This is a genomic window from Burkholderia sp. Bp8963 (assembly GCF_003854275.1).
Classification (GTDB): Bacteria; Pseudomonadota; Gammaproteobacteria; order Burkholderiales; family Burkholderiaceae; genus Burkholderia.
In genome coordinates this window covers 146,746-168,226 of sequence record NZ_QTQP01000004.1, presented here as the reverse complement: position 1 = coordinate 168,226, position 21,481 = coordinate 146,746, and the positions used below count along the sequence as shown (strand labels likewise).

The window sequence follows — 21,481 nt, the reverse complement described above, 5'->3', positions numbered from 1 at the left end:
ACCTGAGCAAGCGCGCGGCAGATGACACCCATCAGGCCATATCTACGAGGAGATCGATCGATGCAACCACAACGACACGCACCGTCCCGCACGCGCCAGCGCCTGCTGCGCACCGCGCAACTCGCGATCGCCGGCGCCGCGTTCGCGCTGCTCGCCGCCTGCGGCGGCGGCGACAACAACAACGGCAGCAGCGCGTCGAATACGCCGCCGTCCGGCGTGAAGATGCAGATCGTGTCGTTCGGCGACAGCCTGTCCGATGTCGGCACCTATTCGCAGATCCTGCTCGGCTTCGGCGGCGGGCGCTTCACGACCAATCCGGGGCAGGTCTGGACGCAGCTCGTCGCGACCTACTACGGCGACACGCTGCAGCCCGCGAATCAGGGCGGCTTCGGCGTGCCGCTGCAGGCGACGGGCGGCCTCGGCTATGCACAGGGCGGCGCGCGCGTCACCCTGCAGCCGGGTATCGGCCACGCGGACGCGAGCGTCGCGAATTCCGACTACGCGCAGGCGACGACGATCCCGATCGCCGATCAGCTCAAGCAGTATCTGACGCAGCACAGCAGCTTCAATGCAGGCCAGATCGTGCTGCTCAACGGCGGCGCGAACGACATCTTCTATCAGGCACAGGTCGCGCAGGCACAGGGCAACACGCCGGCCGCGCAACTCGCGGCGGCGCAGGCGATCGGCCTCGCCGCGCAGCAGTACGCGGGCATCGTCCAGCAGATCGTCGCGGCAGGCGGCACGCACGTGTTCGTGTCGAACGTGCCGGACATCGGCGGCACGCCGCTGGCCGTGTCGAGCGGCACGCAGGCCGTGTTCACGCAGTTGTCGGGGCTGTTCAACCAGACGCTGGTCGCGACGCTGGCGGCGCTCAAGGTCGACCCGACCAAGTACGTGCTGATGGACACCTTCACGTGGCAGGACGGCATCACCGCCAACTACCAGGCGAACGGCTTCACCGTGTCGAACACCGGCACTGCGTGCAACCTGCAGGCGATGATCAACGCGGCGAAGGCGTTCGGTGCGCCGATGCCGAGCGCATTCGGCTCGTCGCTGTTCTGCTCGCCGCAAACCTACACGGCCGCGAACGCGGACCAGACCTACATGTTCGCCGACACGGTCCACCCGTCGACGCACATGGGTGCGCTGGTCGCGCAGTTCGTCGAGAAGCAGATCGCGGCATCCGGCGTCGGCAAGTAAGCGCCGCGACACTGTCACGACGCACCCCGGCCGGACGCAGCGGGCCGGGGTACGCAGCGAACGTCGTGAAACGAAAACGCCCGACCGGTTCGCCGGTCGGGCGTTCGTTCTTGCGGCGCGGGAGTCGGCCTGAATGCGGTCTGCAAGCGGCCTGGAACCGGCCTGAAATCGCGCGGCCTTGCAGCTTGCGCGGATTGCCGCGCGCTAGCGCTGCGCGTCGAACGCGGCCGCCGCGCGGCCGAGGCGATCGTTGAGCGCAATCCATTCGACCGTATCCGGCAGCTTCTCGACGAGAATCCGCGCGACGTCCGCGCGGTCGAGCGCGCGCAGCATCCCGTACAGGTCGCGCGCGTAGGCCTGCGGATCTTCCGGCGCGGCGACGAAATGCACGTCGGCGGCCTGCGCCCAGCGGCCCGCCAGCGACGCACGAGCGACGAGCGCGACCCGCTCGCCCGCCGCGTGCGCGGCCGCGAGCAGCGGCTCCAGTTGATCGAACGGCAGCAGCGCGAGCGGCGTGCGCGGCGCGTAGTGCGCCTTCAGCGTGCCGGAAGCGCGCGGCGCGGTCGCGTCGCTACCGTCCGGCAGCCGCGGTGCGCGGCCAAGCACGTCGGCGATCTGCTGCGGGCTCACGTGGCCCGGACGCAGCAGCGCCGGGAAGCCGCGCGACAGGTCGAGGATCGTCGATTCGATGCCGACTTCCGACGCCCCGCCGTCGAGCACGTGCACCGTGTCGCCGAATTCGTCGCGCACGTGCTGCGCGGTCGTCGGGCTCACGTGCCCGAAGCGGTTCGCGGACGGCGCGGCGACGCCGCCGTGCCCGCCGCGCCGCGCGCTGAACGCGGCGAGCAGCGCCTGCGCGACCGGATGCGACGGGCAGCGCAGGCCGACCGAGTCCTGCCCGCCACTCACCGCATCCGGAATGCGCGGATGGCGCTTCAGGATCAGCGTCAGCGGGCCGGGCCAGAATGCGTCGATCAGCTTCCGGGCGTCGTCGGGCAGGCTCTCGACCCACCAGCCGGGATCCCCGCCCGGCGGCAGGTGCACGATCACCGGATGGTTCGCGGGCCGGCCCTTCGCCGCGTAGATGCGCGCGACGGCGTCGGGATTCGCCGCGTCGCCGCCGAGCCCGTAGACGGTTTCGGTCGGAAACGCGACGAGCTCGCCCACATCGAGCAGCGCGGCGGCTGCGTCGATCTGTTCGCGCGTCACGGATTTCGGAAGATCGCTGGACATCGCCACGGCGCTCAGTCGAGCGGCACGCGCAGCAGCTGCGCGCACGCGGTGGCCGCGCCGAACGCTTCGTCACGCGTCGCGGCCGTGAAGTTCACGTGGCCCATCTTGCGGCCGACGCGCGCCTCTTCCTTGCCGTACAGGTGCAGATGCGCGGCCGGCATCGCGGCGACCTGGTCCCACGGCGGCGTGACGGACGCGTTTGCGCCGCCGTCCGGGAACCAGACGTCGCCGAGGATGTTCAGCATCGCGGCCGGCGAGTGCTGGCGCGGATTGCCGAGCGGCATGCGCGTCATCGCGCGCACCTGCTGCTCGAACTGGCTCGTCGCGCATGCATCGACCGTGTAGTGGCCGGAATTGTGCGGGCGCGGGGCCATCTCGTTCGCGACGAACGAGCCGTCGTCGAGCACGAAGAATTCGACGCACAGCACGCCGACGTAGCCGAGCGTGTCGGCGATCCGCACCGCGGCCTGCTGCGCCATTTCGACGAGCGCGGCGTCTGCGGCCGGCGCAGGCACGACCGTCAGCGACAGGATGCCGTTGTGGTGCGTGTTCTGCGCGAGCGGGAACGCGGCCGAGCGGCCGTCGGCGCCGCGCGCGATCAGCGCCGACACCTCGTACTTCAGCGGCAGGCGCTTCTCCAGCACGCACGGCACGCCGCCGAGCGCCGCGTGCGCGTCGCGCGCTTCCTGCGCGCTGCGCACCCGCACCTGCCCCTTGCCGTCGTAGCCGAGGCGCGCGGTCTTCAGGATGCCCGGCAGTACCGCGTCGAGCGCGGCATCGTCGAGCGCGGCGAGCGCCGCCGCCGACTCGATCACGACGTGCGGCGCGACCGGCACGCCGGACGCTTCGATGAACCGCTTTTCCGCGATCCGGTCCTGCGCGACCGCGACGCAGCGGCCGGCCGGCGCGACGAACGTCGTGCGCGCGAGGAAATCGAGGCTCGCGGCCGGGACGTTCTCGAACTCGGTCGACACCGCTTCGCACAACGCCGCCAGCTCGGCGAGCGCGGCTTCGTCGTCATACGCGGCGCGCAGGTGGCGGTCGGCAACCGTGCCGGCGGGGCTCGTCGGATCGGGATCTAGCACGGCGACGCGATAGCCCATCGATTGCGCGGCAAAGCAGAACATGCGGCCGAGCTGGCCGCCGCCGACCATGCCCAGCCAGGCGCCGGGCAGGATCGGGGAAGTGGATGCAGGAGTTGCAGTCATGTCAGTGGTCGGTTGCAGCAGGCATCGTGCCCGCCACAGTGAGGACAATTCGGGTTCGGCGGCCGCCGGCCGGGCGGCCCGATGCAGGACGCCCGTTCCGCAGGCGGCTCACGCCGGGGCAGCCCGTTCGCGAGCGCCCGGGGCCTGGACGGCCGGTGCCGTCACTCCAGCGGCGGCAGCACCATCGCATGCGCGGCCTCATTCTGGCGCACGCGGAACGCGGCAAGCCGGTTCGCGTAGTCGACCGACGTGCCCGACAGGATCGATACCGCGAACAGCGCCGCGTTCGCCGCGCCGGCCTCGCCGATCGCGAAGGTCGCGACGGGCACGCCCTTCGGCATCTGTACGATCGAGTGCAGCGAATCGACGCCCTTCAGGTACTTGCTCGCGACCGGCACGCCGAGCACGGGCACCGTCGTCTTCGCGGCGAGCATGCCGGGCAGGTGCGCGGCGCCGCCGGCGCCGGCGATGATCGCGCGCAGGCCGCGCTCGCGCGCCTTCTCGGCATAGTCGAACATCTCGTCGGGCATCCGGTGCGCGGACACGACCTTCGCCTCGTACGGCACGCCGAACTCCTGCAGGATGGCCACTGCGTGCTTCATTACGTCCCAGTCGGAACTCGAACCCATCAGCACGCCGACGAGCGGCGCGCTGTGCGTGTGGGCGGTCTGGACTTCACTCATTTCTTGCGTTCCTCAGTCGACCCGAGCTGAGCTTCAGCGCTTACCCGGGTCCCATGCAAAGCTCGCTCAGGCGAGCGGCTGGCCCGTGATGCGCTCGAGCGCTTCCTGATACTTCGCGGCCGTCTTCTCGACGACGTCGGCCGGCAGCGCCGGCGCGGGCGCCGTCTTGCCCCACGGCTGTGCCTCGAGCCAGTCGCGCACGAACTGCTTGTCGAACGACGGCGGGTTCGTGCCGACCTGGTACTGGTCGGCCGGCCAGAAGCGCGACGAGTCGGCCGTCAGCGCTTCGTCCATCAGGTACAGCTTGCCGTGGTTGTCGAGACCGAATTCGAACTTGGTATCGGCGATGATGATGCCGCGCGTCGCCGCGTAGTCGGCCGCTTCCTTGTACAGCTTGATCGAGATGTCGCGGATCGTCGCGGCCAGCTCGGTGCCGATGCGGCGCTCGGTTTCCTCGAACGTGATGTTCTCGTCATGCTCGCCCATCTCGGCCTTCGCGGCCGGCGTGAAGATCGGCTCGGGCAGCTTCTGCGCGTTCTGCAGGCCTTCCGGCAGCTTGACGCCGCACACGGCGCCGCTCGCCTGGTATTCCTTCCAGCCGCTGCCGGCCAGGTAGCCGCGCACGACGGCTTCGATCAGGATCGGCTCGAGACGCTTGACGACCACCGCGCGGCCCTTGACCTGCTCGACCTCGTCGGCCGCGACGACCGACTCCGGCGCGTCGCCCGTCAGATGGTTCGGGACGATGTGCGCGAGCTTGTCGAACCAGAAGTTCGCCATCTGGTTCAGCACGCGGCCCTTGTTCGGAATCGGCTCGCCCATGATCACGTCGAATGCCGACAGGCGGTCGGTCGTGACGATCAGGAGCTTGTCGTTGCCGACCGCGTAGTTGTCGCGGACCTTGCCACGGCCGAGGAGCGGCAGCGAGCGGAGCGTGGATTCGTAAAGGGTAGACATCGTCTTTTCGCAGATAAGGAGCCAAACAAAAAGGGAAACGCCGTTCCCCGGCTGAAAGCGGGAACGGCGGCCTTGCGATACGTCGGCGCTCCGGCCGGGCGACTGCGCCCGGACGGTGCCGGCCGGCCCTTGTTCGGCCGGACGAGGCGGTCACGGCCGGCGCAATTTCGCCGGCCGGCAGCCCCGGATCGTACTACAGTCTCAGCGCACGACCTGCGCGAGCTCGCCTGCCTTGTACTTCTCGGCGATCTTGTCGAGCGAAACCGGCTTGATCTTCGCGGCCTGGCCTTCGCAGCCGAACGCGAGGTAACGGTCGACGCAGATCTTCTTTGCGGCTTCGCGCGCGGGCTTCAGGTAGTCGCGCGGATCGAACTTGCCCGGGTTCTCGAACAGGTAGCGGCGGATCGCACCGGTGATCGCGAGACGCAGGTCGGTGTCGATGTTGATCTTGCGCACGCCGTGCTTGATGCCTTCCTGGATTTCCTCGACCGGCACGCCGTAGGTTTCCTTCATGTCGCCGCCGAACTGGCGGATTTCTTCCAGCAGCTCCTGCGGCACCGACGACGAGCCGTGCATCACGAGGTGCGTGTTCGGAATGCGCGCGTGGATTTCCTTGATGCGCTGGATCGACAGGATGTCGCCCGTCGGCTTCTTCGAGAACTTGTACGCGCCGTGCGACGTGCCGATCGCGATTGCGAGTGCGTCGCACTGCGTGAGCTTCACGAAGTCGGCAGCCTGCTCCGGATCGGTCAGCAACTGCTCGCGGGTCATCGTGCCCTCGGCGCCGTGGCCGTCTTCCTTGTCGCCCTTCATCGTCTCGAGCGAGCCGAGCACGCCGAGTTCCGCCTCGACCGTCACGCCGATCGAGTGCGCCATCTCGACCACCTTGCGCGACACGTCGACGTTGTACTCGTACGATGCAACCGTCTTGCCGTCCGCCTCGAGCGAACCGTCCATCATCACGCTGGTGAAGCCGCTGCGGATCGCCGCCATGCAGACCGCCGGCGACTGGCCGTGGTCCTGGTGCATCACGACCGGGATGTGCGGATACGACTCGACCGCCGCTTCGATCAGGTGGCGCAGGAACGGCTCGCCCGCGTACTTACGCGCGCCGGCCGACGCCTGCATGATCACGGGCGCGCCGACCTGGTCCGCCGCCGCCATGATCGCCTGGACCTGCTCCAGGTTGTTCACGTTGAACGCCGGCAGGCCGTAGCCGTGTTCTGCCGCGTGGTCCAGCAATTGACGCATTGAAACGAGAGGCATTGTGGAACTCCTTGGAATGAAAAGCGGTGCGCCCTGTGCGCCGGCGCAGCCTGGCCCCGTGGAACTCCGGGGCGGACCGGCGCGGCTGGGCGTCGAATAGCGGCATTTTATCGCGAAGCGCCCGCGAATCCGACCGCCTGGCGGGGCTCACTCGCATTTTGTTACGTTCGCACGGCACAATACCGACAAAATAAAGAAAAAAAACCGCGCAGGGTTCCAGACCCCGCGCGGCTTTCGTCACAAAACAGTGCCCGATCGAATCGGGCCGCCGGCCGGCTCAGTAATGCTCGCCGACCCGCACGATCTTCAGCGTATTGGTGCCGCCCGCCTGCCCCATCGGCTCGCCGACGGTCAGCACGACCATGTCGCCAAGCGCGACGAGGCCGCGCTGGACGATCAGCTCGATCGCCTGCTGCAGCGCGCCGTCGCGGTCGCTGTTGAAGTCGACGTGCAGCGGCGTGACGTTGCGGAACAGCGCCATCGCGCGCTCGCTGCCGACCCGCGGCGTCAGCGCGAAGATCGGCACGTGCGTGTAGTGGCGCGACATCCACAGCGCGGTCGCGCCCGATTCCGTCAGCGCGACGATCGCCTTCGCACCGAGGTGGTACGCGGTAAACAGCGCGCCCATCGCGATCGACTGGTCGATCCGCGTGAACGTGCGGTCGAGGAAATCCTTGTCGAGTTCGACGTGCTCGGACTTCTCGGCCTCGACGCAGACAGCCGCCATCGCCTCGATCGTCACGACCGGGTACTTGCCGGCGGCCGTCTCGGCCGACAGCATCACCGCGTCGGTGCCGTCGAGCACCGCGTTCGCGACGTCCGACACCTCGGCGCGGGTCGGCACCGGCGCGTGGATCATCGATTCCATCATCTGCGTCGCGGTGATCACGAGCTTGTTCGACTCGCGCGCCATCCGGATCATGCGCTTCTGCAGCGCCGGCACGGCCGCGTTGCCGACTTCGACGGCCAGGTCGCCGCGCGCGACCATGATGCCGTCCGACGCGTCGAGGATGCTCTGCAGCGCCGGGATCGCCTCCGCGCGCTCGATCTTCGCGATCATCTTCGGCTTGATGCCGTACGGCGCGCCCGCGATGTTCGCGAGCTGGCGCGCCATTTCCATGTCGGTCGCGTTCTTCGGGAACGACACCGCGACGAGGTCCGCGCCGAGCGACATCGCGGTGCGGATATCTTCCATGTCCTTCGCGGTCAGCGCCGGCGCCGACAGCCCGCCGCCCTGCCGGTTGATCCCCTTGTTGTTCGACAGCTCGCCGCCCACCTTGACGATCGTGTGGATCTCGTCGCCGAGCACGCGCTCGACGGTCAGCACGATCAGGCCGTCGTTCAGCAGCAGCAGGTCGCCTGTCCTCAGGTCGCGCGGCAGCTCCTTGTAGTCGAGGCCGACGCGCTCGTCGTTGCCCAGCTCGCAGCCCGCGTCGAGGATGAAGGCCTGGCCCGGCTCGAGCGTGGTCTTGCCGTTCTCGAACTTGCCGACGCGGATCTTCGGCCCCTGGAGGTCCGCCATGATCGCGATCTCGCGGCCGACATTGCGGGCGGCCTCGCGCACCATCTCGGCGCGCTGGCGGTGATCATCGGCGGTGCCGTGCGAAAAATTGAGCCGCACGACGTCGAGGCCCGCCTGCATCATCTGCAGCAGAATCTCCGGCGAACTGGAAGCCGGGCCGATCGTGGCGACTATCTTGGTGGCGCGCTGCATGAAACTCCTCATCTGGATCAAGGTGGATGCGCTGGGTGAAACGCTGCGAGAGCCGGATGCGGCAGGCCCAGCGGCCGCCGCTCCGGGGGGCGCGCCGGTGCTTGCGCCCGGCGTCGCTTTGTTCTGAATCTCGTGTTGCAGCACGGCTGCGTCGCCGGCAGCCGCCGGTGCGCGCGGAGTGGTGTTCGCCCGCGCGGGCGCGCCGCGGTCGCGGCGGTTGCCGCGTTTGCGATCGCCCGCGCCGGCCGCCGGCTCCGCCTTCGCGGAGCGCGCGGCCTTCGTCACCCCTGCGCGCGCCGCCACGCTCAGGCCGCCCGCGTTTCCAGCACTTCCACCGCCGGCAGCTTCTTCCCTTCGAGGAACTCGAGGAAGGCGCCGCCGCCCGTCGAGATGTAGCTGACCTGGTCGTGGATGCCGTACTTCGCGATGGCCGCGAGCGTGTCGCCGCCGCCCGCGATCGAGAACGCGGACGATTTGGCGATCGCATCGGCGAGCGTCTTGGTGCCGTTGCCGAACTGGTCGAACTCGAACACGCCGACCGGACCGTTCCAGACGATCGTGCCGGCCTTCTCGAGCTGGCTCGCGAGCGCCTTGGCGGTCTCGGGCCCGATGTCGAGGATCATGTCGTCCGCTTCGATGTCCGCGACCTTCTTCACGGTTGCAACGGCGGTCGGCGAGAATTCCTTCGCGGTGACGACGTCGGTCGGGATCGGCACCGACGCGCCGCGCTTGCGCGCTTCGTCGATGATCGCCTTCGCTTCGTCGACGAGATCGGCTTCCGCGAGCGACTTGCCGATCGACAGGCCGGCCGCGAGCATGAACGTGTTCGCGATGCCGCCGCCGACGATCAGCTGGTCGACCTTCTCCGCGAGCGAATTCAGGATCGTCAGCTTGGTCGACACCTTCGAACCGGCGACGATCGCCACCAGCGGGCGCGCCGGGGCGCCGAGCGCCTTGCCGAGCGCGTCGAGTTCAGCGGCCAGCAGCGGGCCCGCGCACGCGACCGGCGCGTACTTCGCGATGCCGTGCGTCGTCGCCTCGGCGCGGTGCGCGGTGCCGAACGCGTCGTTCACGTACACGTCGCAGAGCTTCGCCATCGCCTGCGCGAGCTCGTCGGAATTCTTCTTCTCGCCCTTGTTCACGCGGCAGTTCTCGAGCAGCACGACCTGGCCCGGCGCGACGTTCACGCCGTTCTCGACCCAGTTCGCGACGAGCGGCACGTCGCGGCCGAGCAGCTCGGCGAGACGCTTCGCGACCGGCGCGAGCGAGTCTTCCGGCTTGAACTCGCCTTCGGTCGGGCGGCCGAGGTGCGACGTGACCATCACCGCCGCGCCGGCATCGAGCGCCGCCTGGATGGCCGGCACCGACGCGCGCACGCGGGTGTCTTCGGTGATGTTGCCGTTGTCGTCCTGCGGGACGTTCAGGTCAGCGCGGATGAATACGCGTTTGCCGGCGAGCTGGCCGGCGGCGATCAGGTCGGTAAGACGCTTGACTTGGCTCATGTTGGACAGATTGAAGTAGTGGATGGGGAAAGTGGGATGACGCAACACGTGCGCGGGCTGCCGCTGGGGCGCCGGATGCGGGCCGTGGCTGACGGTTCCGCATGACGCGCACGGGTAAAAAATCTGGAACGGGCATTCTAGCCGATCCCTCCGGCAGGCTGCCCGCATGGCGGCGAATTCCGCCTATTTGGGATGACAGCGGATGCTGCATCGCAACAAGCCGCCCTCGCACGTCAGACGACCAGTCGCAGCACGGTAAATACGAGCATCCCGACGACGATCGTGCCGAGCATGCTGCGCCGCCACATGAACCAGCCGAAGCCGGCGAGCGCCGCATAGAACTGATGATTGGCGAGCGAGAACGACAGCCCGGCCGGGGTTTCGAGCACGTCGGGCAGCACGACCGCGGCGAGCGCCGCCGCGGGCGCGTAGCGCAGCGCGCGCTGCACGCGCTCGGGCAGCACGGTGCGCTCGCCGCCGATCAGGAACAGCGCGCGGGTGACGGCCGTGACGAGCGTCATCCCGACGATGACGATCCAGATCCCGGCGGCGCTCATTCGACCTCCTTCTGCTGCACGGTCTCGGTGCGGATGCGGCGCCAGTCGGCCCGCTCGACGAAGAAATCGGCGGTGCAGCCGGCCGCGAGCGCGGCCAGCACTGCGAGCGGCAGCGCCAGCCGGTACGGCAGGTCGAACGCAATCAGCGACACGACCCCGGCAACCGCGACGGCCGCGAGCGTCGAGCGGTTCGCGACCGCCGACACCATGATCGGGATCAGTGCGAGCGTGCCGGCGAGCTCGAGCCCCCAGCTCGCGGGAAAGAAGCTCGCGAGCAGGATCCCGGCGAGCGACGACACCTGCCACGACAGCCAGCTCGACAGCGCCATCCCCCAGAAATAGGCCTCCTTGCCGGGCACGTAGCCGTTCGCGAAGCCCTGTTTCTGGAACAGCAGGTAGATCACGTCGCCATTGAAATAGCCGATCGCGAGACGCCGCCACAGCGGCAGGTATGAGAAATGGGGCGCGAGCCCGGCGCTGAAGATCACGAAGCGCGTGTTGACCATCGCGGCGGTGAGCAGCACGGTCCAGATCGGCAGCTTCGCGGCGAGCAGCGGCAGCACCGCGAGCTGCGACGAGCCCGCGTACACGAGCAGCGACATCGCGCTCGCCTGCCCGATCGTCATCACCGACTTGCTCATCGCGATGCCGGTGACGAGCCCCCAGGACAGGATGGCCATCAGCGTGGGCGAATAGTCGCGTGCGCCCTGGAGCAGCGCGAAGCGGTCGGTGGCGGACAGTCGAGCAAGCATGGGGAAAGCGCCGCGGCGGGCGGATTGCCGGGGTGCCGGCGTCTCCTGCCGGCCTGCCCCGTCGTGATTGGAATCGGTGCCGGACGATTATAGCGTCGCGCCTTCGCCGACCGACCGGGTTGTCGCCAAAAGACGCTAAAATAAGCGTCTTTCCGGCTCAACGCTGCACACAACCGCACCCGACAGGAGAATCCTATGTCAATGGCCGACCGCGACGGCAAGATCTGGATGGACGGCAAGCTGATCGACTGGCGCGACGCCAAGATCCACGTGCTGACCCATACGCTGCACTACGGCATGGGCGTCTTCGAAGGCGTGCGCGCGTACAAGACGGCAGACGGCAGCACCGCGATCTTCCGCCTGCACGAGCACACGAAGCGCCTGTTGAACTCCGCGAAGATCTTCCAGATGGACGTGCCGTTCGACCAGGAAACGCTCGAAGCCGCGCAGCGCGACGTCGTGCGCGAGAACAAGCTCGAGTCGTGCTACCTGCGCCCGATCATCTGGGTCGGCTCGGAAAAGCTCGGCGTGTCCGCGAAGGGCAACACGATCCACGTCGCGATCGCCGCATGGCCGTGGGGTGCGTACCTCGGCGAGGAAGGCCTCGCGAAGGGCATCCGCGTGAAGACGTCGTCGTTCACGCGTCACCACGTGAACGTGTCGATGGTGCGTGCGAAGGCGTCGGGCTGGTACGTGAACTCGATCCTCGCGAACCAGGAAGCGACCGCCGACGGCTACGACGAGGCGCTGCTGCTCGACGTCGACGGCTACGTGTCGGAAGGCTCGGGCGAGAACTTCTTCCTCGTGAACCGCGGCAAGCTGTTTACGCCGGACCTGTCGTCGTGCCTCGACGGCATCACGCGCGACACGATCATCACGCTCGCGAAGGACGCCGGCATCGAGGTGATCGAGAAGCGCATCACGCGCGACGAGGTCTACACGGCCGACGAGGCGTTCTTCACGGGCACCGCCGCCGAAGTCACGCCGATCCGCGAGCTGGACAACCGCACGATCGGCAGCGGCGCGCGCGGCCCGGTCACGGAAAAGCTGCAATCGGCATTTTTCGATATCGTGTCGGGCAAGAACGCGAAGTACGCGCACTGGCTGACGAAGATCTGAACGCGCGTCGCGCAAATGCCCCACCCAGAGTAAAACGAGAAAGCCCCATGAGTGAAATCAAGGAAATGCCGCTGGTCGAGCTGACGGCCAAGGATCTTCCCGCCTACTGCCCGAACCCGGCGATGGCACGCTGGAGCGCGCACCCGCGCGTGTTCATCGACGTGTCGCACGGCGAGGCGCGCTGCCCGTACTGCGGCACGCGCTACAAGCTGCGCGACGGCGAAGTCGTCAAGGGCCATTGAGCCCGGACGGCCCGACTGCCCGGCCCGCGCGGATCGCCCGCGCGGCCCGGCTGAACGGTCCCACGTCCTGCATGGCGGCGCAGCCGGCTGACCGGCGCGCCGCCGTTTCCCATTCTGGCAACCCGAACGCGGCGCCCGCGCGCCGTGTTTCATTACGACATCGGAAATCGACCTGATGCGTCGAGCGCTGGTTATCGCACCGAACTGGATCGGTGACGCATTGATGGCGCAGCCGCTCTTTGCGCTGCTGAAGAAACTCCATCCCCGCATCGCGATCGATGCCGTCGCGCCCTCCTGGGTCGCGCCGGTGCTCGAGCGGATGCCGGAGATCCACGATGTCTACGCGACCGATCTCGCGCACGGCAAGCTGCAGTTGCTGCGCCGCTGGCAACTCGCGAGCGACCTGCGCGACAACGGCTACGACGCGGCCTACGTGCTGCCGAATTCGCTGAAGTCGGCGGTGATCCCGTGGCTCGCGAACATCCCGCTGCGGATCGGCTACACAGGCGAGCATCGCTACGGGCTCTTGAACGTACGGCATGCGAACCCGGACAAGGCGCACGGCGAGCGGCCGCCGATGACGGGCCACTACGCGGCGCTGGCGTACGCGCCGGGCGCGAAGCTGCCCGAGTCGATGAAGACCCTGCCGCCGCCGCGCCTCGACGCCGACCTGAATGAAACGGCGCGCGTGTCCGCACGTTTCAATCTCGATACGCGGATGCCGCTCGTCGTGTTCTGCCCGGGCGCCGAATATGGCCCGGCGAAGCGCTGGCCGCCCGAGCACTTCGCGTCGCTCGCGAAGATCGTCCACCAGTCGTTCCCGTACACGCAGATCGTCGCGCTCGGCTCGCAGAAGGACGCCGCGGCCGCGCAGGCGATCGCCGAGCACGCGCCGCACGTGCGCAACCTGTGCGGGCAGACGTCGCTGTCCGAGGCATGCGCGCTGATCGCGCGCGCGAACGCGGTCGTCACCAACGATTCGGGGCTGATGCACGTCGCCGCCGCGCTGCGCCGGCCGCTCGTCGCGCTGTACGGATCGACGGATCCGCGTCACACCCCTCCGCTGTCGGAGCTGGCGAAGGTACAATGGTTGCATCTCGAATGCAGTCCCTGCTTCGAGCGCGAGTGTCCGCTCGGCCACCTGAAGTGCCTGCGCGAACTCGGCCCGGAGCAGGTATTCGGCGATTTGCGCGGCATGCTCGTCGGGCAGCGCTGACCCTTTCCGGCAGCGTCGCGAGGCGCGCGCCGGGCAATCCGATTCACCGGTGTGCGGCGGCCTCATGGCCGCCGTGCTGAATACGGCGCGCGACGCGCGCGAGAGAACAACCCGATGCCACGTTTTGCCCGCCTCTTCGAAGCCGCCGCCGATACGCTCAACGCCTACTACCAGGCCATCGCCGATGCCAATCTCGATGCGCTGATGGCCCTGTGGATCGACGAGGATTTCGCCAGCTGCATCTGGGCGGACGGCGCGCATCTGCACGGCCTCGACCAGATCCGCAGCGGCCTCGGCGCCCGGCTGTCCACGCAGCCCGTGACGATCGAGCCGCTCGACATTCGCGTGTACGACAGCCTCGGCACCGTCGTCTACACGATCGCCGAAGCGCATCAGCAGGCCGACCTCACTGCCGAGCCCGACATGGTGTTCGCGACCTACGTGATGATTCACGAACGCGGCGAATGGCGCATCGCGCACATCCATGCGAGCCCGATTCCCGAACAGGCGGCCGGGCAGTTCGCCGCCAAGATCCGCCACGGGCAAGGCCCGCTGCATTGAATGACTTGACGAAGACGCAGGGCGATCATGAGTACGGCTTCTCCGCCCACATCGCATGCCGGGGCCCACGCCCCTGACGACGACACACAGCGCTATCGCGCTCCACGCTGGCTGCCGAACAGCCATGCCCAAACCATCGTGCCGGCGCTGTTCGCGCGACGACCGGTCGTCGCGTACCGGCGAGAGCGATGGGAAACACCCGACCACGACTTCATCGATCTCGACTGGGTCGCGCATCTCGACAGCGCGGCGCCGCCGCCCGATGCGCCGCTGTTCGTGCTGTTCCACGGCCTCGAAGGCAGCTCCGGCTCGCACTACGCGCTCGCGCTGATGGCCGCCGCGCGCGCGAAGGGCTGGCACGGCGTCGTGCCGCACTTCCGCAGTTGCAGCGGCGAGATGAACCGCCGGCCGCGCTTCTATCACCTCGCGGACAGCGCCGAGGTCGACTGGATCCTCAGGCGCCTCGCCGCGCAGCATCGCGGGCCAATCGTCGCGGCCGGCGTATCGCTCGGCGGCAACGTGCTGCTGCGCTGGCTCGGCGAGCACCGCAGCGACACGTCGATCGTGCGCGCCGCCGCCGCGATCTCGACGCCGCTCGACGTGCATGCGGGCGGCCGCGCGCTGTCGCAGGGTTTCGCGATGCTCTACACGCGCAGCTTCCTGAAGACGCTGAAGCACAAGGCGCTCGTAAAGCTCGACCAGTTTCCCGGGTTGTTCGACCGCGACGCGATGCTGAAGGCCGTGACGATGCACGACTTCGACGACATCGTCACCGCGCCGCTGCATGGCTTCGCCGACGCGAACGACTACTGGACGCAGGCGACCACCCGCCCGCTGCTCCCGGCCATCGACGTGCCGACGCTGATCCTCAACGCCCGCAACGACCCGTTCCTGCCCGCGTCGGCGCTGCCCGGCCCGGCGGACGTATCGCCCGCCGTCGAGCTCGACCAGCCCGCGGACGGCGGCCATGCGGGATTCATGACCGGGCCGTTCCCCGGCCGGCTCGACTGGCTGTCGGTGCGGGTGTTCGGCTATTGCTCCAGATTCGTCGACCATGGATGACATCGTCAAACAGGCACTCACGAAATGGCCGAACGTGCCGCACTGCACCGGCTGGCTGCTGCTCGACCGGCGCGGCGACTGGCGCCTGCGCGACGACGCCGCGCAGGCTGCCGGCGAACTCGGCTCGCCGATCCGCCACGCCGCGCTGATCGCGTTCATCGCCCGCAACTACGAAGCCGACGAGCACGGCCAGTGGTTCTTCCAGAATGGGCCGCAGCGCGTCTACGTCGAACTTGCGTATACGCCGTGGATCGTGCGACTCGCCGAACACGACGGCCAGTTGACGCTCGTCGACCAGGCCGGCCAGCCGTTCGAGCCGGACGAAGCATGGCTCGACGATGCGGGCGGCGTGCTGTTTCGCGACGCCGCCAACCCGCCGCGCGTCGCCGTGCTGCACGACCACGACCTCGGGCTGTTCGCCGACCACGCGGATCTCGACGCGACACCGCCCGTGCTGCGCTGGCGCGGCGGCCGCGCGTTGCCGCTCGGCGACATCGCGCGCGCCGACGTGCCCGCGCGCTTCGGCTTCGTCGCGAGCCCGGCCGGGCGCGCGCTCGAAGCGGCACGCGACACGCATTGATGGGGCTCCGCAGGTGCCCCGCCCCGCTTCGCTTCGCGTGACCCGCACGGCGGCGCGACCGTCCGTCGCGCAAACGGCCGTCAGGTCCGGCCGTTCTTCTCGTCCTCGCGCTCTTCCTTGTAGCGCGCCTCGAATTCCAGCAGTCGCGCGCTGATCATCGACTGGTCGTAGAACGATACGTCCTTCGAATCGCGCGCTTCCTTCAGTTGGCGGATCGCCGACGGCCACGCACCGTCGAGCGCGAGCTTCTCCGCAAGCGCGCGACGCCGCGCGAGCACGTCGCCGTTGCCGTCGCTCGCCTTCGCGAGATAGTCCCACCAGTCCGGCTGCTGCGGATCGGCCTTGGTTTGCGTGCGCGCGAGCGTCTGCGCGTCGGCGAAGCGGCGCGCGGCAAGCAGCGCCTGCAGGTGCGCGACGATCGCCGCGTGCGACGCGGGCCAGCGCCGCTGCGCAAGCGCCGCGAGCCGCACCGCGTCGTCGGTCCGGCCCGCGCGGCGGGCGAGATCCGCGGCCAGCACGTCGAGGCTCGGCGAGCTCGTCGCCGGTTCGTCCTCGCGGCGCGCCTGCGCATCGAACGCGGCGCGCGACGCGGCGAGCGCATGACTCGCTGCGTCGTACTGGCCTGAGAGCGCATCCGCGAGCGCGATTCCATACCAGTTCGCGGCGACATTCGGCGCGGTGTGGTCGTCGATTTCGAGCTGCATCCGCCGCGCCTCGGCCGCGATGTCGGTCGGCGCGCGATTCTGCAGGATCCGCAGCCGCGCGCGCACGAAGCCGTACTCCGGCGACTGGCGCGGCTGGCGGTACGGTGCACGCCGCGCACGGTCCTCCATGTCGGCGATCCGTTCGCCCGTCAGCGGATGGGTGCGCGCATAGGCCGGCACGCCCGCATCGCCCATCGATGCCCGCTCGAGCCGCTCGAAGAAGCCCGGCATCCCGTACGGGTCGTAGCCCGCGCCCGCGAGCAGTTGGAAGCCGACGCGATCGGCCTCGCGTTCCGCCGTGCGCGAGAAGCGCAACTGGTTGTCGACCGCATACGCCTGCCCGCCCAACGCGATCGCGCTGCCAAGGTCGCCGCTCCGCGCCAGCACGCCGGCGAGCACGCCGAGCAGCATCGACGCGAGCGCCGTGTAGCCGGTCTTCTCGTTCGCGTGGATCATCCGCGCGATATGCCGCTGAAACACGTGGCCCATCTCATGGCCGACGACCGACGCAAGTTCCGACTCTGTCTGTGTCGTGATGAAGAGCCCGGTGTTGATGCCGATGAAGCCGCCCGGCATCGAGAACGCGTTGATCTGCGGGTCGCGCACCGGAAACAGCTCGAAGTCCGGCATGTAGCCGCCGATGAAGCGCGCCGCGCCCGCGGCCGCGAGCCGAGCGGCGATCCCGTTCAGATAGTCGCGCACGAGCCAGTCGTCGAGATAGTCGGGATCGCGCCGCACCTCGCGCATCACGCGCTCGCCGAGTGTGCGCTCGGCCTGGGGCGTGAGCGAGCCGCCGGAGCCGTCGCCGAGATCGGGGAGCTGCAGCACGCGCAGCGGCGCACGCAGGCTCGGGGTCGCGCCCGACGCGGCGTCGTTGCCCGAGAAGCGGCTCTCGGCGCCGCCGTACATGCCGAACACGCCGGGCGAAATGCCGGACGGCACGGTGGAGATCGACGGTGAACCGGCAGGCGCCGATTCGAGCGGCATGCCCTCCGTACGTTGCGCGAAACCGCCGGACGGCAGCGCGAGCGCAACCGACAGCGACGCAGCAAGCAACTGTTTGACACGCATGGCAGGATAATCGCGACGCCGTCCCGCGCGCTGCGCACGCATCGCGGCGATTGGTATGAATATTGTGGCCATTGTACCGGCGACGCTCGCGCTGTCCCGTGCGGATCGTCCGTGATCTGCATCCCGTCGCCGCGAGCCCCGCTGATATGATAGGCGCCCGTTGAAATCGTGCATGGGAACGGAGCAACACATGTCAGGACTCACCCACTTCGATGCCGCCGGCCACGCGCACATGGTCGACGTCGGCGGCAAGCAGGAAACCCAGCGCATCGCGATCGCGCGCGGCACGATCCGCATGCTGCCAGCGACGTTCGAGCTGATCCGCGACGGCAAGGCAAAAAAAGGCGACGTGCTCGGCGTCGCGCGCATCGCGGCGATCCAGGGCGCAAAGCGCACCGCCGACCTGATCCCGCTGTGCCATCCGCTCGCGCTGACCCGTGTGGCCGTCGATTTCGAACTCGACGACACGCTGCCGGGCGTGCGGTGTGTCGCGCAGGTCGAGACGTTCGGGCGCACGGGCGTCGAGATGGAAGCGCTGACCGCCGTGCAGGTCGGGCTGCTGACCGTGTACGACATGTGCAAGGCCGTCGATCGCGGGATGGTGATCACCGACGTGAGCGTGCGGGAGAAGCGCGGCGGGAAGTCGGGGGACTGGAAGGCGGAGGATGGCGGCAACTGATCGGGCGCCGCACGGCACACCGCAAGCCGCACGCCGCACCATAGTCACGGCGCCGGCGGCGTGCTGCCGCACGGATGCTGCAGCGACCGTGTCCCGAAAGAATCACAACAACAACCCGTGAGAGAACCGATTCAAGGGCCGAATCCGGCACGTGCGATGCGCGGCAGGCGCTCAACGAGCGACTCTAGGCGCCGCACACGACACTCGGCTACGGGCCCGTGCGCGCCTGCACAACCGCGAAGGATCACTATCAGGTCGAGATCGGGCTGAGCGGCAAGTCCGGAGGAACCGTCGCGAAACGCTACGGGCTGATCCGCCAGGATCCCAACGGGTTCACGATGCTCGCGTTGCGCGACACGCCGGAGCCGACCTGTCGTGGCGCGAACCTGATGGCGAAGCATTGAGCGTCGGGGCGGCTTGGCGTACTTGCGGGCGCTGGCCGCGAGTCGCGGCGGCGCGCGCTGCCGCTGTCCCGCTGTCCCGCTGTCCCGCTGTCTGGATGTCCCGCTTACCGCTCCCCGCTCCGCGCGAACGTCACTCGCTTCGGCGCGGCTCGAATACGAACGGTTGCGTCAGCAGGAACGGATTCGCGGCGGCGCCCGTCTGCGTGCAGGTCGCCAGCGACATCGCATCGATCGCGGCGCGATCCGCTGCCGCGTTGCGGCTGCTCGTCGTCACCGTGACGTTCTGCGCTTCGCCCGACGTCGTCATCAGCGCGCGCACGAGCACCGTTGCGCGACGCGTGAGCGGCTTTGCGGTATCCGGATAGACGGCGCGCGGAATGCGGCACGACAGCTTGCTTTCCTGCGACGACGACAGCATCGCGCAGCCGGAAAACAGCGCAGCCACGACGGGCAGGATCAGGTAAGTCGAGCGAATAGCCATGGTCGAATGTCGTTATTTGCGTTGCTTCAGGGCGCGCGCGCACCGGCTGCCGTTCGCCGGACTGTGCATGCGCGCCGTGCGCCGCGGCCCTCGGATCGGCGCCCCCGTTGCGGCCGCGCGGCCGGCATCGGCGCCGCCGCGATCCTGCTCTCAGATTCTCAATTGCGACGCCCGCACCCGCGCGCCGCAGGACGCACGCGCGTGGAACGCGAACGCTTGCGCATTGTGCACGCCCTTGCGCCGGCGGTGGCGGCGATTTGACGAAGCTTGACGGTGACTACGCGGTCAGCCACGCGGAATCCACGCGACATGCGAGGTAATCCGCCGCTATCGGGCGTTGACCGGGCGCGGCCGACGGCGCGCGCCTCGTCGTTCGTCGCAGATCACGACCGCCGGTGCGAACCGCGCCCCGGCGACATCATCCGACGCGTCATCATCACCGACCGTACGCTCCGGGCAACTCATTCCGCGTCGTCGTCGTCATCCGATTCGTCGAGCGCGTCGGCCGGCACTTCTCCGTACTTCGCGACCACGGCCGCCTTGAACGATTTCAGCGACGGCTGCGCGTCACACAGCCTGAATAGCGCCGCGAGCTGCTGCGGCCAGTCCTTCAGCTCCTTCGCGAACACATGCAGACGCGCGACTGTGTCGAGCGCGTCGGCGTCGCGGCCATCCAGCGCCTGCAGCACCGCATAGCGGCGCAGCACCGTTTCGCCGGGCAGCAGCGCGATCGCCCGCTCGTGCGCGGCGAGCTTCGCCGGCAGCCCGTCGTGCGAGATCGTCAGCAGCGTCGCTGCACCGTAGTCGCCCCACGCGCCGAACAGCATCGACGGCGCATCGCGATATTGCGCGGCCGGGTCGCTGCCGTAATACAGCACTTCCGCGCGCTGGTAGTCGCGCAGCACCGGCAGCATCGCGAGCAGGCCGCCGAACGACAGCAGCGCGAACAGCCCGAACGCCGCGCCGCCCGGCACGACGCGCAGCGGCTTCACTTCGAGCAAGCCGATCACGAACATCGCCGGCAGCAGGAAGAACATGTACTGCTGCGGATACTCGACGAGCGCATGCATCAGCAGGATGCCGATCAGCGCGAAGCCGAACACGCGCACGCTCGTCTGCGGCGCGCGCACCGCGCGGACGAACCACAGCACGAGCGTGACAGCCAGCAAGCCGAGGCCGATCACGCCGGACTTCGCGAGCAGGTCGATGAAGATGTCGTGCGCGTTGTTCGCGATCTCGACGCCGCCGAGCGCGCGGGCAAGCGCGAACTGGTGCGACGGGAATTCACCCCAGCCAACGCCGAGCAGCGGATGCTCGCGGAACATCGCAAGCCCGTATTTCCACAGCGCGAGGCGCGGCGCGATCTGCCCGGCATCGCGCATCCGCTCGGCCGCCGACTCCGCGAGATTCAGGTGATAGTGCACGTTCGCCCAGCGTACGGTGACGTTCACCGCGACGAACACGACGACGAGCGCGACCGGCGTCAGCCACGCGCGCGCGTTGCCGGGCGCGTCCGGCTGGCGGCGCGCGTCGACCCAAGCCATCCAGAAGCCGGCGACCACCATCACCGCGACCTGCAGCCACGGCCCGCGCGACACGGTCAGCGCGAGCCCCAGGGACAGCACGACGGACAGCGCGAGCCACGCCCAGACTGCGAGGCGGCGCGTCTGCACGAGATACAGCGCACCGGCGAGCGCAAACGCGATATAGGTCGCGAGATGGTTCGCCTGCGCCATGTTGCCGTACGGCCGGCGGTCGACCGCGACGTTGTACACCACGACGAAGGGCGTCAGCGCCGATTCGAGCCGGAATAGCTGAACGACCTGGCAAAACACGGCGAACACGCCGCCGATCAGCAACGCGCCCGCCATCATCCGCGCGACCGCTTCGGCCGGCCCCTCGCGCGCGAGCACGTAGCCCGCCTGCATCGCGACAAGCGCCGCGCCGAGGTAGCCGATCGCCAGCCAGTTCATCGACGGCACCCGCAGCGGCATCAGCGCGGTCTGCGCGAACAGCACCGCGGCGAAGCCGAGCGGCGCGACGAACGCGGCCGGTGCGGCGAACGGCGCGGCCTGGGCCTGACGGCTCGTCCGCGCAAGCAGGATCACCGTCGCGCCGACCAGCAGATACAGCACGAGCGCGGAAAACTCTGAATAGAAGGTCGGGATCGGATACGTGTGATTCGTGATCGCGTAGGGCACGATCAACGCGACAGCCAGCGCGACGAGCGGCAACGAGCGGGAAAAAGAAGAAGGCATGAGCAAACCGGATGTCAGCAACCGGCGCACTA

At 68.8% G+C, this 21,481-nt stretch carries 22 protein-coding genes; 10 read left to right on the top strand and 12 right to left on the bottom strand.

Annotation, left to right across the window (positions count from 1 at the left end):
- Positions 1–60 precede the first annotated feature (60 nt).
- A complete protein-coding gene (locus DID96_RS05315; protein WP_124598212.1) occupies positions 61–1,200 on the top strand; it encodes an SGNH/GDSL hydrolase family protein in 1,140 nt (379 codons plus the stop codon).
- A 204-nt stretch (positions 1,201–1,404) separates the two neighbouring features.
- On the opposite strand, the gene DID96_RS05310 is transcribed toward DID96_RS05315, so the two are convergent.
- The 6 genes from DID96_RS05310 to pyk all read right to left on the bottom strand — a co-directional run bounded on the left by DID96_RS05310 (position 1,405) and on the right by pyk (position 8,261).
- A complete protein-coding gene (locus tag DID96_RS05310; RefSeq protein ID WP_124598211.1) occupies positions 1,405–2,433 on the bottom strand; it encodes an L-threonylcarbamoyladenylate synthase in 1,029 nt (342 codons plus the stop codon).
- A gap of 11 nt (positions 2,434–2,444) precedes the next feature.
- Positions 2,445–3,641: a 5-(carboxyamino)imidazole ribonucleotide synthase gene (locus DID96_RS05305; RefSeq protein WP_124598210.1), complete on the bottom strand. Its 1,197-nt coding sequence runs from the start codon at positions 3,639–3,641 to the stop codon at positions 2,445–2,447.
- A 161-nt stretch (positions 3,642–3,802) separates the two neighbouring features.
- A complete protein-coding gene (purE, locus tag DID96_RS05300; RefSeq protein ID WP_006413303.1) occupies positions 3,803–4,324 on the bottom strand; it encodes a 5-(carboxyamino)imidazole ribonucleotide mutase in 522 nt (173 codons plus the stop codon).
- Positions 4,325–4,390: 66 nt separating this feature from the next.
- Complete coding sequence (locus DID96_RS05295) at positions 4,391–5,281, bottom strand: phosphoribosylaminoimidazolesuccinocarboxamide synthase (protein WP_124598209.1); 891 nt, start codon at positions 5,279–5,281, stop codon at positions 4,391–4,393.
- A 201-nt stretch (positions 5,282–5,482) separates the two neighbouring features.
- Positions 5,483–6,547 carry a class II fructose-bisphosphate aldolase gene (fba, locus tag DID96_RS05290; RefSeq protein ID WP_124598208.1) on the bottom strand — a complete coding sequence of 355 codons (1,065 nt, stop codon included), beginning with the start codon at positions 6,545–6,547 and terminating at the stop codon, positions 5,483–5,485.
- 277 nt (positions 6,548–6,824) lie between these two features.
- Complete coding sequence (gene pyk, locus DID96_RS05285) at positions 6,825–8,261, bottom strand: pyruvate kinase (RefSeq protein ID WP_124598207.1); 1,437 nt, start codon at positions 8,259–8,261, stop codon at positions 6,825–6,827.
- Here pyk and DID96_RS38800 point away from each other — a divergent pair.
- Positions 8,260–8,388 (top strand): hypothetical protein, encoded by a 129-nt coding sequence (locus tag DID96_RS38800; protein WP_256250499.1) that lies wholly within the window; start codon positions 8,260–8,262, stop codon positions 8,386–8,388. The two genes, pyk and DID96_RS38800, sit on opposite strands and share 2 nt — an antisense overlap.
- 178 nt (positions 8,389–8,566) lie before the next feature.
- Here DID96_RS38800 and DID96_RS05280 read toward each other — a convergent pair whose 3' ends face one another.
- The 3 genes from DID96_RS05280 to DID96_RS05270 all read right to left on the bottom strand — a co-directional run bounded on the left by DID96_RS05280 (position 8,567) and on the right by DID96_RS05270 (position 11,072).
- The gene (locus tag DID96_RS05280; protein ID WP_124598206.1) at positions 8,567–9,763 is read right to left on the bottom strand and encodes a phosphoglycerate kinase; all 1,197 of its coding nucleotides are present in this window, start codon (positions 9,761–9,763) and stop codon (positions 8,567–8,569) included.
- 233 nt (positions 9,764–9,996) lie between these two features.
- Positions 9,997–10,320 carry an AzlD domain-containing protein gene (locus DID96_RS05275; RefSeq protein ID WP_124598205.1) on the bottom strand — a complete coding sequence of 108 codons (324 nt, stop codon included), beginning with the start codon at positions 10,318–10,320 and terminating at the stop codon, positions 9,997–9,999.
- The gene (locus tag DID96_RS05270) at positions 10,317–11,072 is read right to left on the bottom strand and encodes an AzlC family ABC transporter permease (protein WP_124598204.1); all 756 of its coding nucleotides are present in this window, start codon (positions 11,070–11,072) and stop codon (positions 10,317–10,319) included. The genes DID96_RS05275 and DID96_RS05270 overlap by 4 nt, the downstream gene beginning before the upstream one ends.
- A 195-nt stretch (positions 11,073–11,267) precedes the next feature.
- Here DID96_RS05270 and DID96_RS05265 point away from each other — a divergent pair, with 195 nt between their 5' ends.
- The 6 genes from DID96_RS05265 (at position 11,268) to DID96_RS05240 (ending at position 15,852) form a co-directional block, all read left to right on the top strand.
- On the top strand, positions 11,268–12,191 hold the full coding sequence (locus DID96_RS05265) for a branched-chain amino acid transaminase (RefSeq protein ID WP_124598203.1): 924 nt from the start codon (positions 11,268–11,270) through the stop codon (positions 12,189–12,191).
- Positions 12,192–12,238: 47 nt separating this feature from the next.
- Positions 12,239–12,433, top strand: coding sequence for a zinc-finger domain-containing protein (locus DID96_RS05260; RefSeq protein ID WP_006749970.1), 195 nt, complete (start codon positions 12,239–12,241; stop codon positions 12,431–12,433).
- 175 nt (positions 12,434–12,608) lie between these two features.
- On the top strand, positions 12,609–13,649 hold the full coding sequence (waaF, locus tag DID96_RS05255) for a lipopolysaccharide heptosyltransferase II (protein ID WP_124598202.1): 1,041 nt from the start codon (positions 12,609–12,611) through the stop codon (positions 13,647–13,649).
- Between the two features lie 114 nt (positions 13,650–13,763).
- Positions 13,764–14,210 (top strand): nuclear transport factor 2 family protein, encoded by a 447-nt coding sequence (locus DID96_RS05250; protein WP_124598201.1) that lies wholly within the window; start codon positions 13,764–13,766, stop codon positions 14,208–14,210.
- A gap of 27 nt (positions 14,211–14,237) precedes the next feature.
- Positions 14,238–15,272 carry a hydrolase gene (locus DID96_RS05245; protein ID WP_124598200.1) on the top strand — a complete coding sequence of 345 codons (1,035 nt, stop codon included), beginning with the start codon at positions 14,238–14,240 and terminating at the stop codon, positions 15,270–15,272.
- Complete coding sequence (locus tag DID96_RS05240) at positions 15,265–15,852, top strand: DUF2946 family protein (RefSeq protein WP_124598199.1); 588 nt, start codon at positions 15,265–15,267, stop codon at positions 15,850–15,852. Before DID96_RS05245 ends, DID96_RS05240 begins: the two co-directional genes overlap by 8 nt.
- Positions 15,853–15,932: 80 nt before the next feature.
- Here DID96_RS05240 and DID96_RS05235 read toward each other — a convergent pair whose 3' ends face one another.
- Positions 15,933–17,627, bottom strand: a complete 1,695-nt coding sequence (locus tag DID96_RS05235; protein WP_124598198.1) for a M48 family metalloprotease — start codon at positions 17,625–17,627, stop codon at positions 15,933–15,935.
- Positions 17,628–17,817: 190 nt separating this feature from the next.
- Here DID96_RS05235 and moaC point away from each other — a divergent pair, with 190 nt between their 5' ends.
- Positions 17,818–18,306 (top strand): cyclic pyranopterin monophosphate synthase MoaC, encoded by a 489-nt coding sequence (moaC, locus tag DID96_RS05230; RefSeq protein ID WP_124598197.1) that lies wholly within the window; start codon positions 17,818–17,820, stop codon positions 18,304–18,306.
- Positions 18,307–18,524: 218 nt separating this feature from the next.
- Positions 18,525–18,710 carry a hypothetical protein gene (locus tag DID96_RS05225; protein ID WP_185732175.1) on the top strand — a complete coding sequence of 62 codons (186 nt, stop codon included), beginning with the start codon at positions 18,525–18,527 and terminating at the stop codon, positions 18,708–18,710.
- Between the two features lie 130 nt (positions 18,711–18,840).
- On the opposite strand, the gene DID96_RS05220 is transcribed toward DID96_RS05225, so the two are convergent.
- Both DID96_RS05220 and DID96_RS05215 read right to left on the bottom strand, forming a co-directional pair.
- Positions 18,841–19,191: a TonB family protein gene (locus DID96_RS05220; protein ID WP_124598196.1), complete on the bottom strand. Its 351-nt coding sequence runs from the start codon at positions 19,189–19,191 to the stop codon at positions 18,841–18,843.
- Positions 19,192–19,652: 461 nt separating this feature from the next.
- On the bottom strand, positions 19,653–21,449 hold the full coding sequence (locus tag DID96_RS05215; protein ID WP_124598195.1) for a Wzy polymerase domain-containing protein: 1,797 nt from the start codon (positions 21,447–21,449) through the stop codon (positions 19,653–19,655).
- Positions 21,450–21,481 lie beyond the last annotated feature (32 nt).